This window comes from Streptomyces arenae (assembly GCF_022343545.1).
Lineage (GTDB): Bacteria > Actinomycetota > Actinomycetes > Streptomycetales > Streptomycetaceae > Streptomyces > Streptomyces humi.
On record NZ_JAKQYH010000097.1, the window covers coordinates 194,856 to 207,593 of the forward strand.

At 69.8% G+C, this 12,738-nt stretch carries 12 protein-coding genes; all 12 read right to left on the reverse strand.

Annotated features, from left to right (window positions below; all coding sequences use genetic code 11):
* Positions 1-43: 43 nt before the first annotated feature.
* Positions 44-1,348, reverse strand: coding sequence for a DivIVA domain-containing protein (locus MB828_RS46195; protein ID WP_301653380.1), 1,305 nt, complete (start codon positions 1,346-1,348; stop codon positions 44-46).
* Between the two features lie 56 nt (positions 1,349-1,404).
* Positions 1,405-1,689 carry a YggT family protein gene (locus tag MB828_RS46200; RefSeq protein WP_046729537.1) on the reverse strand — a complete coding sequence of 95 codons (285 nt, stop codon included), beginning with the start codon at positions 1,687-1,689 and terminating at the stop codon, positions 1,405-1,407.
* Positions 1,690-1,739: 50 nt separating this feature from the next.
* Entirely contained in the window at positions 1,740-2,381 is a 642-nt protein-coding gene (locus MB828_RS46205) for a cell division protein SepF (RefSeq protein WP_046729536.1), read from the reverse strand.
* Positions 2,382-2,507: 126 nt separating this feature from the next.
* A complete protein-coding gene (locus MB828_RS46210) occupies positions 2,508-3,227 on the reverse strand; it encodes a YggS family pyridoxal phosphate-dependent enzyme (protein ID WP_133028269.1) in 720 nt (239 codons plus the stop codon).
* A gap of 6 nt (positions 3,228-3,233) precedes the next feature.
* Positions 3,234-3,962: a peptidoglycan editing factor PgeF gene (gene pgeF, locus MB828_RS46215; protein WP_301653381.1), complete on the reverse strand. Its 729-nt coding sequence runs from the start codon at positions 3,960-3,962 to the stop codon at positions 3,234-3,236.
* Between the two features lie 10 nt (positions 3,963-3,972).
* Positions 3,973-5,169 (reverse strand): cell division protein FtsZ, encoded by a 1,197-nt coding sequence (ftsZ, locus tag MB828_RS46220; RefSeq protein WP_133028267.1) that lies wholly within the window; start codon positions 5,167-5,169, stop codon positions 3,973-3,975.
* A 279-nt stretch (positions 5,170-5,448) separates the two neighbouring features.
* On the reverse strand, positions 5,449-6,243 hold the full coding sequence (locus MB828_RS46225; RefSeq protein WP_301653382.1) for a cell division protein FtsQ/DivIB: 795 nt from the start codon (positions 6,241-6,243) through the stop codon (positions 5,449-5,451).
* A gap of 29 nt (positions 6,244-6,272) precedes the next feature.
* Positions 6,273-7,361, reverse strand: a complete 1,089-nt coding sequence (murG, locus tag MB828_RS46230) for an undecaprenyldiphospho-muramoylpentapeptide beta-N-acetylglucosaminyltransferase (RefSeq protein ID WP_133028265.1) — start codon at positions 7,359-7,361, stop codon at positions 6,273-6,275.
* Between the two features lie 6 nt (positions 7,362-7,367).
* The gene (ftsW, locus tag MB828_RS46235; RefSeq protein WP_046729531.1) at positions 7,368-8,723 is read right to left on the reverse strand and encodes a putative lipid II flippase FtsW; all 1,356 of its coding nucleotides are present in this window, start codon (positions 8,721-8,723) and stop codon (positions 7,368-7,370) included.
* Between the two features lie 66 nt (positions 8,724-8,789).
* Entirely contained in the window at positions 8,790-10,232 is a 1,443-nt protein-coding gene (gene murD, locus MB828_RS46240) for a UDP-N-acetylmuramoyl-L-alanine--D-glutamate ligase (protein ID WP_301653383.1), read from the reverse strand.
* Complete coding sequence (mraY, locus tag MB828_RS46245; protein WP_301653436.1) at positions 10,214-11,284, reverse strand: phospho-N-acetylmuramoyl-pentapeptide-transferase; 1,071 nt, start codon at positions 11,282-11,284, stop codon at positions 10,214-10,216. The genes murD and mraY overlap by 19 nt, the downstream gene beginning before the upstream one ends.
* Positions 11,284-12,711, reverse strand: a complete 1,428-nt coding sequence (locus MB828_RS46250) for a UDP-N-acetylmuramoyl-tripeptide--D-alanyl-D-alanine ligase (protein WP_133028263.1) — start codon at positions 12,709-12,711, stop codon at positions 11,284-11,286. Before MB828_RS46250 ends, mraY begins: the two co-directional genes overlap by 1 nt.
* Positions 12,712-12,738: the final 27 nt, after the last annotated feature.

A 12,738-nucleotide genomic window follows, 5' to 3' on the forward strand; every position in this document is an offset into this window, starting at 1 on the left:
CTTTGGTGCTCTGCCGACGGCTACGCGCGCTACGCGCCCGCCGTCAGTTGTCGTCCTCGTCGATGAGGAAGCCGCGCATCGGGGACGGCGCCTGGCCCATCGGAGAGGGGCCCTGCGGGCGTACCGGTGCCATCGGCTGGGTCATCGCCGGCGTCATCTGCTGCTGGCCGCCGTAGGACGGGCCGGCGGGCGACGGGCCGCCACCCATGGGCGGGTTGCCGCCGTAGGACGGGGCGCTCGCGCCGGCCGGAGCCATGGAAGGCGCCGGGGACGGCGGGAGGGAAGCGGCGGCCGGGGTGCGCGGCGGCGCCAGGGAGTCGTCGGCCTGGGTCTCCAGCTGACGCAGCTGGGACTCGAGGTACGACTTCAGACGCGTGCGGTACTCGCGCTCGAAGCCGCGCAGGTCCTCGACCTTGCGCTCCAGCGTGGCGCGCGCGGACTCCAGGGAGCCCATGGCGACGCGGTGCTTCTCCTGCGCGTCCCGCTCCAGCGCGTCCGCCTTGGCACGGGCGTCACGCTCCAGACCCTCGGCGCGGCTGCGGGCCTCGCCGACGATCTTGTTGGCCTCGGAGCGGGCCTCGGCGATCGCCTGGTCGGCGGTCTGCTGGGCCAGCGAGAGGACTCGGGCGGCGCTGTCGCCGCCGGGGCCCTGACCGGGGCCGCCCATCGGACCACCCATGGGGCCGCCCATCGGACCACCCATCTGCTGCTGCATGGGGGGCTGACCACCCATCGGACCGGGGCCCATGCCCTGGCCCATCGGACCGGGACCCTGACCCATGCCCTGGCCCATGCCCGGACCACCCTGACCCATCGGACCCTGACCCATCGGACCCTGGCCCATCGGACCCTGGCCCATGGGGCCCTGACCCATCGGGCCGGGACCCTGCGGACCGCCCTGGCCACTGGGACCGGCCGGCAGCTGCGGGGCACCGCTCGGCAGCTGCGGGGGCCCACCCATGGGGCCGCCCATCTGCTGCTGCGGCGGGCCCGATATGCCGGCGGGCACCGGAGCGCCGGGACCTCGCATGCCCTGCTGCGGCATACCGCCCTGCTGGGGCATTCCACCCTGCTGGGGCATCCCGCCCTGTTGCGGCATGCCGCCCTGCTGGGGCATGCCGCCCTGCTGGTCCGGCTCCGGGGGCTTGCGCATGTTCTGCTGGTTCTGGGCGGCGGCGCGGGTGGCCGCGGCCAGTTTGGCGCGCAGGTCCTCGTTCTCGCGGAGCAGACGGGTCAGTTCGGCTTCGACCTCGTCGAGGAAGGCATCGACCTCGTCCTCGTCATAGCCTTCTCGGAGGCGGACGGTCGTGAACTGCTTGTTCCGCACGTCCTCGGGGGTCAACGGCATCTCTTCACCTCAACGTAGTCGTCGGCGTTCGGCAAGACGGTAGGTCACATCGCTCATCACAGCCGACCAACGATCGCGATCAGGATGTAGACGATGATCATCAGTACGAAGAAGGACAGGTCGAGCGCCACGCCCCCGAGACGCAGCGGCGGGATGAACCGCCGCAGAAGCTTGAGCGGTGGATCGGTGACAGTGTAGGTCGCCTCAAGTACGACCACCATCGCCTTGCCGGGTTGCCATGAGCGGGCGAACTGGAACACGTAGTCCATGACCAACCGGAAGATGAGCACGATGAGGAAGCACATCAGCGCGATGTAGATCACATCCAGGAACACGCTCATGATCCGTGCTTCCCTCTCCCCTGTTCCGTGCTTCGTACCGGTGTTGCGTCTCAGCTCTGGTTGAAGAACCCGCCCTCTGCGATGCGGGCCTTGTCCTCCGCCGTGACATCGACGTTAGCAGGAGACAACAGGAACACCTTCTGCGTCACCCGCTCGATGCTGCCGTGAAGACCAAACACCAAACCGGCCGCAAAGTCGACAAGTCGCTTCGCGTCTGTGTCATCCATCTCAGTCAGATTCATGATCACCGGGGTGCCCTCACGGAAGTGTTCCCCGATGGTACGGGCCTCGTTGTAGGTCCGGGGGTGAAGCGTGGTGATCCGGTAAGGCTCTCTTTCCGACACGACCTTGGGCATGATCACCGGTGCGTTCTTCTCCAGACTTGCGCGTTCTTGTGTGATGGACACCACGGGGCCGATGCGCGCCGGGCGCCCGGATTCCGCTGACACGGAAGCGGAATGCGACACCGGTTCGCGCGGTGGGGACGGTTGCACCACTCGTACCGAATCGTCCCTTTGGGGCTGGTGTGCACTGTGGGACTGGTGCGACGGCTCGTGCCGCCGGTGGTCCCGCTCGGGCTCCGGGTCCAGTTCGGGCTCGAAGTCGTCGTCAGGGTCGAATCCGCGGCCGTCGTAACCATCGTCCTCCACGAGGCCGAGGTAGACCGCCATCTTGCGCATCGCGCCGGCCATGCTCTGAGTCCTCCGCTCTGTGGTGGATCGGTGACGACTGCCAAGTCCCGCGATCCACGAGGCCGTTGCGCCCACATCGGGCGACATTGACCATATTTTCTGCTGTGGTCCGACTTCTTGGCGACGTTACCCGAGCCTGGGGCGGACTCCGAGTACCGCAGTGCCGACGCGTACATGTGTCGCCCCGGCGGCCACTGCGTCCTCGAGGTCCGCACTCATCCCTGCGGAGACCATGTTCGCAGCCGGATGGGCTCGGCGCAGGTCAGTCGACAAATCCATCAACCGCTCGAACGCCGCCCGCGGACGCCCCGCGTACTCCCCGGTGAGCGGGGCGACGGTCATGAGCCCGTCGAGCCGCAGGCCCGGCGAGCCGGCGACCAGGTCGGCCAACTCTTCGATTCCGCCGGGCGCCAGACCACCGCGCTCGCCGCGTCCGCTCGCACCCGCGTCGAGCGCGACCTGGAGCAGGCACCCCACCTCGCGCCCGGCCCGCACCGCCTCCTTGGACAGCGCGTCCACGAGCCGGGAACGGTCCACGGACTGCACGAGATCCGCGTAACCCACCACGGATCGCACTTTATTGGTCTGCAATTGACCGACAAAGTGCCAACTGAGGGGCAGATCCGCACACGCGGCGGCCTTGGGGGCCGCGTCCTGGTCACGGTTCTCGGCGACCTGGCGGACCCCGAGCTCCGACAGGAGCCGCACATCGTCCGCCGGATAGGTCTTGGTGACCACGATCAGGGTCACCTCTTCGCGCTTGCGCCCGGCCGCCGCACAGGCGGCGGCGATGCGCTCCTCCACTTTCGCCAGGTTTCCGGCGAGTTCGGTCCTACGGTCCGTCATGCCCCATCAGTCCAGCCACACATAGCCCGCGAGCCGCCCGGTGGTGCGGTCGCGGCGGTACGAGAAGTGATCCACCGACTCCAGCGTGCACACCGGCGACTGCGCCCGGTCGAGCACCCCGGCGCGCACGAGCTGTGCGTGCACGCCGGCGCTCACGTCGACCGCGGGAGTGCCCCAGCTGGTCTCGGCGTGCGCCGTCGGCTCGACGGTGGCCACCTCGGCGCGCATGGCCTCCGGCACCTCGTAGCACCGCCCGCACACGGCCGGTCCGGTGCGGGCGACGATCCGGGCCGGGTCGGCGCCGAGTTCCGTCATGGCCCGTACGGCGGCGGGGACGACCCCGGCGACCATCCCGGGCCGGCCCGCGTGCGCGGCGCCCACGACGCCCGCGACCGGGTCGGCGAGCAGGACCGGCGTGCAGTCGGCGGTGAGGACGGCGAGGGCGAGCCCGCGGCGCGCGGTGACGACCGCGTCGACCTCCGGCACCGGCCGTTCCCCCCACGGCTCGTCCACGACGGCCACGTCGTTCCCATGCACCTGGTTCATCCAGACCACCAGGCCGGCGTCCAGGCCGAGCGACTTGGCGGCGATCTCCCGGTTGGTCCGTACCGATCCGGGGTCGTCGCCGACCGCCCCGCCCAGGTTGAGCTCCTCGTACGGAGCGGCGCTCACCCCGCCCCACCTGTCGGTGAAGGCGAAGTGCGCGCCGCTCACGGTCTCGCGCTGTGCTGTCACGTCGTAAGGATCACTTGAGGAAGTCCGGTACGTCCAGTTCCTCGGCCGCGCTGTCCGCGTAGGAGCGGGACGGCGGGACCGGCGGGGCGACCGGGATGTCGGCCACCGGCTCGGGGGCCGGCTCCGGGTCCTCCTTGGGGGTCACGCTGCCCAGCGAGCCGAAGGAGGGGCGGGACTCGGGCTGCCGCGCCGGGGCGGGCTCCTCGCGGCGCGCGGAGGCCGAGGACGAGCCGAGGACGTTGTCCCGGCGGGCCGGGGGCTGGCCGCCGTCGAAGCCGGCCGCGATCACGGTGACCCGGACCTCGTCGCCGAGGGCGTCGTCGATGACCGCGCCGAAGATGATGTTGGCCTCGGGGTGGGCGGCCTCGCTGACCAGCTGGGCGGCCTCGTTGATCTCGAACAGGCCGAGGTCGGAGCCGCCGGAGATGGAGAGCAGCACGCCCCGGGCGCCGTCGATGGAGGCCTCCAGGAGCGGCGAGGAGATCGCCATCTCGGCGGCGGCCACCGCGCGGTCGTCGCCGCGGGCCGAGCCGATGCCCATGAGGGCCGAACCGGCCTCGGACATGACCGACTTGACGTCGGCGAAGTCGAGGTTGATCAGGCCGGGGGTGGTGATGAGGTCGGTGATGCCCTGGACACCGGAGAGCAGGACCTGGTCGGCCGACTTGAACGCGTCGAGGACCGAGACCTGGCGGTCCGAGATGGACAGCAGTCGGTCGTTCGGGATGACGATGAGGGTGTCGACCTCTTCGCGGAGTTCGGCGATGCCGTCCTCGGCCTGGTTGGCGCGGCGCCGGCCCTCGAAGGTGAAGGGGCGGGTGACCACGCCGATGGTGAGGGCGCCGAGGGAGCGTGCGATGTTGGCCACGACGGGCGCGCCGCCGGTGCCGGTGCCGCCGCCTTCACCGGCCGTCACGAAGACCATGTCGGCCCCCTTGAGGACCTCCTCGATCTCCTCGCGGTGGTCCTCGGCGGCCTTGCGGCCGACGGCCGGGTTGGCGCCGGCGCCGAGTCCGCGGGTGAGTTCACGGCCGACGTCGAGCTTGACGTCGGCGTCGCTCATCAACAGCGCCTGCGCGTCGGTGTTGATGGCGATGAACTCGACGCCCTTGAGGCCGACCTCGATCATCCGGTTGATGGCATTGACACCACCGCCGCCGACACCGATGACCTTGATGACTGCGAGGTAGTTCTGCGGTGCTGCCACGTCGAAGGCCTCTCGCCTCGAATTACGTTGCCGTCTCCGTGCGGTGTTCCCGCGCGGGACGGCGGATGCCGAATGGGACGGTCCGTAGCGCCGACCCGAACCCTAACCCTGAAGTTTAGGGTTACCAGTGTGTCTGTTCTCTGGAGTCTTCTGAACAGGACACTAAGTCGACAAGTGGCGCCCGTTCAACGAACACGCCGAACCTCCCGTTTTTCTTTTCACCCTATGTGATCAGCCATAGCAGTGCCCAACCAGGGTGCTGGCCTGCGCTGATGTGCGTCAACTCGCCGATGACGCAGGGGCGGTGGGAACGCTCACATCGAAGTGCCGCGCTCCGGAAGCCGCTTTCATCAGCGCGGTGAGCGTGCGCGCCTTGGCGGCGCCGTTCTCGGCACTGCCCCACTGCACGACGCGGCCGCCGGTCAGCAGCAGTGAGACGTCGTCGTAGGAACGGACCTTGAGGGTCCTGGTGTCCCTGCGGACCGCGGCCGGAATGTCACCCGCGATGGTGACCGCCTCCCGCACCAGGCGTTCGGTGCCGAAACGGCGCAGGCTGGCGGTGGCGGAACCCGGCCGGGCGAGGCTCAGTTCCAGCGCCGGAGCGCCTTTCGGCGCCTGCGAAACCGTGGCGAAACGGACGCCTTCCTTGTCCACTTCGGTGAATTTTCCACCCTTTGCGATGAGCAGAACCGGCGTGCGTTCAATGACTTTCAGCCCGATTCCGTGGGGCCAGGAACGAACGACGTCGACCTCGTCGATCCGGGGGAGTTTCCGGCGCAGCCGGGCCTCGATGCCGTCGGTGTCGACGGAGACCATCGGCGCCCCGACGGGGACCGCGGCGGCCGCGAGGACCTGCTCCGGAGTCAGAACGGCCGTACCGGAGACGGAGACATGCCGTACGCGCAGCCACGGGGAGCCGTACAGCAGCCAGCCGGAACCGCCGCCGAGGAGCAGCAGCAGTACGGCCAGGATGACGATCACACGAAGGCGGCGCTTCCTCAACACCCTTGCGGGCGGCGGGCCGGACGACTCCTGCTGGCGTTCACCGCGCTCGGCGGTGGTCGGTCCGGCCACGCTGCTCACTCGCCTTTCGTCATACGGTCCTACCGGCTCGAGGCGATCGCCTCGTACACCATGCCGACGAGCAGGTCGTCGGCGTCCCGGCGGCCGAACTCGCTTGCCGCACGGGACATCTCGTACAGCCGGTGCGGGTCGGCGAGGACGGGCAGCACGTTCTGCTGCACCCACTCCGGGGTGAGTTCCGCGTCGTCGACCAGCAGACCGCCGCCGGCCTTGACCACCGGCTGCGCGTTCAGCCGCTGTTCGCCGTTGCCGATGGGCAGCGGGACGTAGGCGGCCGGGAGTCCGACGGCGGAGAGTTCGGCGACGGTCATCGCTCCGGCGCGGCAGAGCATCATGTCGGCCGCGGCGTACGCGAGGTCCATCCGGTCCAGGTAACTTACCGGGATGTACGGGGGCATTCCCGGCATCTGGTGCACCTGCGGCAGTTCGTTCTTCGGGCCGACCGCGTGCAGGATCTGGATGCCCGCCTGCTGGAGCCAGGGCGCGACCTGCTGGATGACCTCGTTGAGCCGCCGGGCGCCCTGCGAGCCGCCGGAGACCAGCAGCGTGGGCAGGTTCGGGTCGAGGCCGAAGCGGTGGCGGGCCTCCGGGCGGGCGGCGGCGCGGTCCAGGACGGAGATGGACCGGCGCAGCGGGATGCCGATGTAGCGGGCGTCACGCAGCTTGCTGTCGGGCGTGGAGACGGCGACCCTGGCCGCGTACCGGGAGCCGATCTTGTTGGCCAGGCCGGGGCGGGCGTTGGCCTCGTGGATCACGATCGGCACCCCGAGGCGCTTGGCGGCCAGATAGCCGGGCAGGGCGACGTAGCCGCCGAACCCGACCACGCAGTCCGCCTTGGTGCGCTCCAGGATCTGCTCGGCGGCCTTGATGGTGCCGCGCAGCCGGCCGGGGACGGTGATCAGTTCCGGGGTGGGCTTGCGGGGCAGCGGCACCGCCGGGATCAGCGCCAGCTCGTAACCGCGCTCCGGTACGAGCCTGGTCTCCAGGCCGCGCTCCGTGCCCAGGGCCGTGATCCCCACGGTGGGGTCCTGCCTGCGCAGGGCGTCCGCGAGGGCGAGCGCGGGCTCGATGTGGCCGGCGGTCCCCCCACCAGCGAGTACGACATGCACCGAAATTCACCGCTCTCCGGACGAGCGCGCCACCGGGGCGCGCCGTCGCATCGTGTTCCATCTCCGGGGTCCGCGAGGACCCCCGGCTCCCCGCTTTCTACCAAAGCGGGGTTGCCGCATCGCAAGCGCCGCCCGCGCAGCGGGCTCGTCGCGCGCGAAGGCGATCAGCAGCCCGATGGCGAACATGGTCGGCAGCAGGGCGGAGCCTCCGTAGGAGAACAGCGGGAGGGGGACACCGGCGATCGGCAGCAGGCCGAGCACCGCACCGATGTTGATCACCGCCTGGGCGGTGATCCAGGTGGTCACGCCTCCCGCGGCGTACCTCACGAAGGGGTCCTCCGTGCGTCCGGCCACGCGGATACCCGCATAGCCTAGAGCCGCGAAGAGGGCCAGTACCGACAGCGTGCCCGCCAGGCCCAGTTCCTCACCGGTGACGGCGAAGATGAAGTCGGTGTGCGCTTCTGGCAGTTGGCCCCATTTTTCCACACTCGCGCCCAGTCCCGAGCCGAACAGTCCGCCACTGGCCAGGGCGTAGATGCCGTGCACCGCCTGCCAGCAGTCGGCGACCCCGGTCTTCGGCTCGGTGGCGCCGATGCAGGCGAGCCGGGCCATCCGGTTGGGGCTGGTCTTGATGAGGATCACACCGAGCAGGCCGGCGATCGACAGCACACCCGCGAACAGCCGGGTAGGCGCCCCGGCCAGCCACAGCACGCCGAACAGGATCGCGGTCAGGATGATCGCGGTGCCCATGTCGCCGCCGAGCATGATCAGCCCGAGCAGCAGGAAGCTGACCGGGACCAGCGGCACCAGCATGTGCTTCCACTGGGTCAGCAGCCGCTTCTCCTGTTTGCGCGCCATCAGGTCGGCGCCCCACAGCACCAGGGCGAGCTTGCCGAACTCGCTGGGCTGGATCTGGAAGGAGCCGCCCAGCGAGATCCAGTTCTGGTTGCCGTTGACCGACATCCCTATCCCCGGTACCTGCACCAGCACCATCATGAAGACGGCACCGGCGAGGATCGGGTAGGCGAGCGCGCGGTGCAGTTTCACCGGCATCCGGGACGCGACCAGCAGCAGCACCCCGCCGATGCACGCGGCCAGGAACTGTTTGCGGAAGAAGAACGACCCCGGCAGTGACATCTGGAGCGCGGTGATCTGGGAGGCCGAGTAGACCATCACCAGACCGAGCACGATGATCAGCAGGCTGCCGCCGAGGATCAGGTAGTACGCGGTGAGCGGCCGGTCCCAGGCCCGGTGGGCGCGGGTGTAGAGCCGCCGCAGCGGGTTCTCGCGCGTCGTGCGGGAAGCGGCGGGCCTGCGCGCCGCCCGCTGCACGGGCGGGCGGCCGGTGCGGCTACCGGGCATCAACGCCTCCGCTGATCGTCGACCGTCGCACGCGTCCCTCCCAAGGTCGCCCGGCAGGCGGCCGGGTCAGGCGCCGAGTTCGCGAACGGCCTGGGCGAACGCGTCACCGCGCTGGTTGTAGTTGGCGAACATGTCCATGGAGGCACAGGCGGGTGCGAGGAGCACCGTGTCTCCCGGGACGGCGAGCCGCCGGGCCTCCTGGACCGCCGCGAGCATCGCCCCAGTGTCGGTCCGGTCGAGGTCGACGACGGGTACTTCCGGCGCGTGTCGCGCGAGGGCGTCCCGGATGAGGGCGCGATCGGCGCCGATCAGCACCGCGCCGCGGAGCCGCTTCGCCGACTTGGCGACCAGTTCGTCGAAGGTGGCGCCCTTCGCCAGACCGCCCGCAATCCATACGATCGGTTCATATGACGCCAACGAGGCTTCCGCCGCGTGCGTGTTGGTCGCCTTGGAGTCGTCGATGTACGCGACCCCGTCCACGTCGGCGACGTGCGCGATGCGGTGGGCGTCCGGGGAGAAGTTCCGCAGCCCGTCACGGACGGCCGTGGGCGGCACCCCGAAGGCGCGCGCGAGGGCCGCCGCGGCAAGGGCGTTGGCGATGTTGTGCGGAGCCGGCGGGTTGACGTCGGAGACCTCGGCGAGCTCCTGGGCGTTCTTCTGCCGGTTCTCGACGAAGGCGCGGTCGACCAGGATGCCGTCCACGACGCCGAGTTGGGAGGGGCCCGGGGTGCCGAGGGTGAAGCCGATGGCCCGGCAGCCCTCCTCGACGTCGGCCTCGCGGACCAGGTCCTCGGTGAGCTTGTCGGCGACGTTGTACACGCAGGCGACCTTGTTGCCCTCGTAGACGCGGCCCTTGTCGGCCGCGTAGGCCTCCATGGAGCCGTGCCAGTCGAGGTGGTCGGGGGCGAGGTTCAGCACGGCCGCCGAGTGGGCGCGCAGGGAGGGCGCCCAGTGCAGCTGATAGCTCGACAACTCCACGGCCAGGACGTCGTACCGCTCGTCCCCGAGGACCGCGTCGAGGAGCGAGACGCCGATGTTGCCGACGGCGGCCGTGCGCAGGCCCGCGGCCTTCAGGATGGACGTCAGCATCTGGACGGTGGTGGTCTTGCCGTTGGTGCCCGTGACGGCGAGCCAGGGGGCCGCGTCGGGGCCCCGGAGCCGCCAGGCCAGCTCGACATCGCCCCAGATGTCGACGCCGGCCTCGCGGGCGGCCTGGAAGAGCGGCTTGTCGGGCTTCCAGCCGGGCGCGGTGACGATCAGTTCGGTGCCCTCCGGCAGGGTCGCGCCGTCACCGAGCCGGACCGCGACGCCCAGCGCCTCCAGTTCTGCGGCCTGCTCGCGCGCGCGGGCGTCGTCGCCGTCGTTGACGACCGTGACGATCGCCCCGCGCGCGTGCAGCACCTTGGCCGCCGGGACCCCGGAGACGCCGAGCCCGGCGACGGTGACGTGCTTGCCCTGGAAGTCAGAAGGACCGGTAGGCACCGTGGAGGTCACTTGTCCGCTGCCCATCCTGCGTAGAAGAGGCCCAGTCCGACAATCACACAGATGCCCTGGATGATCCAGAAACGGACCACCACAAGTACCTCGGACCAGCCCTTGAGTTCGAAGTGGTGCTGGAGCGGCGCCATCCGGAAGACGCGCTTCCCGGTGAGCCGGAAGGAGCCGACCTGGATGACCACCGACATGGTGATGAGGACGAACAGGCCGCCCATGATGGCCACGAGGAGTTCGGTGCGGGACAGGATCGCGAGACCGGTGAGCACACCGCCGAGCGCGAGCGAACCGGTGTCACCCATGAAGATCTTGGCCGGCGAGGTGTTCCACCACAGGAAGCCGAGGCAGGAACCCATCAGCGCGGAGGCGATGACCGCGAGGTCCAGCGGATCGCGCACCTCGTAGCAGGCGTTGGGGTTGGTCAGCGTCGTCGCGTTGGCGCAGGACTCCTGGAACTGCCAGACGCCGATGAACGTGTAGGCGCCGAAGACGAGCACCGAGGCGCCGGTGGCGAGGCCGTCCAGACCGTCCGTCAGGTTCACGCCGTTGGACATCGCCAGGATCATGAAGAGCGCCCAGACCACGAACAGCACCGGGCCGATGGTCCAGCCGAAGTCCGTGATGAAGGAAAGCTTGGTGGAGGCCGGGGTGTTGCCGCGGGCGTCGGCGAACTGGAGCGACAGCACCGCGAAGGAGATGCCGACGATCAGCTGCCCGGCCATCTTCGCCTTGGCCCGCAGACCCAGCGAACGCCGCTTGACGATCTTGATGTAGTCGTCCAGGAAGCCGACCAGGCCCATCCCGCACATCAGGACGAGCACCAGCAGGCCCGAGTAGGTCGGGGTGTAGCCGGTGATCACCTTGGACAGGAAGTAGGCGGCGACCGTCGACAGGATGAAGGCGATACCGCCCATCGTCGGCGTACCGCGCTTGCTGGCGTGCTCGCGCGGGCCGTCGTCACGGATGTACTGGCCGTAGCCCTTGCGGGCGAGGAGCTTGATCAGCAGCGGGGTGCCGATCAGCGTCAGGAAGAGACCGATGACACCCGAGAAGAGGATCTGCTTCATCATCGGGCATCAACACCCTCGGCACCGGACTCCAGGAGCGCCTGCGCAACGCTCTCCAGGCCCACCGAACGTGACGCCTTCACGAGTACGACGTCCCCCGGGCGCAACTCGCTGCGCAACAGGTCGACCGCCGCCTGTGCGTCGGACACGTGCACCGACTCCTCACCCCACGAACCCTCGTTATATGCGCCCAGTTGCAGCCAGGAGGCTTCCACTCCCCCGACGGCGACGAGCTTGCCGACATTGAGCCGGACGGCGAGCCGTCCGACCGCGTCGTGCTCGGCGAGCGCCTCGTCCCCGAGCTCGGCCATCTTGCCGAGCACCGCCCACGTGCGTCCCCCCCTTGCCTGTGAGGCTGTGCCCATGGCCGCGAGCGCGCGCAGCGCGGCTCGCATGGACTCGGGGTTGGCGTTGTAGGCGTCGTTGACGATGGTCACGCCGTCCGGGCGCTCGGTGACCTCCATACGCCAGCGGGAGAGGGAGCCCGCCTCGGAGAGCGCGGTGGCGATCTCATCCACGGACATGCCCAGCTCATGGGCGACGGCGGCCGCGGCGAGCGCGTTCGACACGTGGTGCTCACCGTACAGGCGCATGGTCACATCGCTTGCACCGGAGGGTGTGTGAAGGCTGAACGCGGGCTGTCCCGTGTCCGTGAGTCGTACGTTCTCGGCGCGTACGTCCGCTTCGGCCGACTCTCCGAAAAGGACCACCTTCGCCTTGGTACGGGAGGCCATGGCCCGGACCAACGGGTCGTCCGCGTTGAGGATCGCGGCGCCGCCCTCGTCGGCCGACGGCAGCGCCTCCACCAACTCGCCCTTGGCCTGGGCGATCTGCTCCCGGCCGCCGAACTCGCCGATGTGGGCGGTGCCGACGTTGAGGACCAGGCCGATCCGCGGGGGCGTCAGGTCCGCCAGGTAGCGGATGTGCCCGATGCCGCGGGCGCCCATCTCCAGCACCAGGAACCTCGTCTCCTCGGTGGCGGACAGGGCGGTCAGCGGCAGCCCGATCTCGTTGTTGAGGGAGCCCGGCGTGAAGACGGTCGGCGCCTTGGTGCGCAGCACCTGGGCGATGAGATCCTTGGTACTGGTCTTGCCGGCCGAGCCGGTCAGCGCCACGAGGGTCGCGCCGAGCCGTCGTACGACATGACGGGCCAGGGCGCCGAGGGCGGTCTGGACGTCGTCCACGACGATCGCGGGCACGCCGACGGGACGCGACGCCAGTACGGCGACCGCGCCCTGTGCGACGACCTGGGCCGCGAAGTCGTGGCCGTCCACGCGTTCGCCCACGAAGGCGGCGAACAGGCTGCCCGGTCCGGCCTCCCGGGAGTCCCGGACGACCTCCCCGGTGACCTGGACGGACGGATCCGGTATGTCGTGCGTCTGCCCGCCGACGACTGCTGCGATCTCGGCGAGAGAGAGGGCGATCACAAGTTCATCCCCTGGGTCTTCTGGATT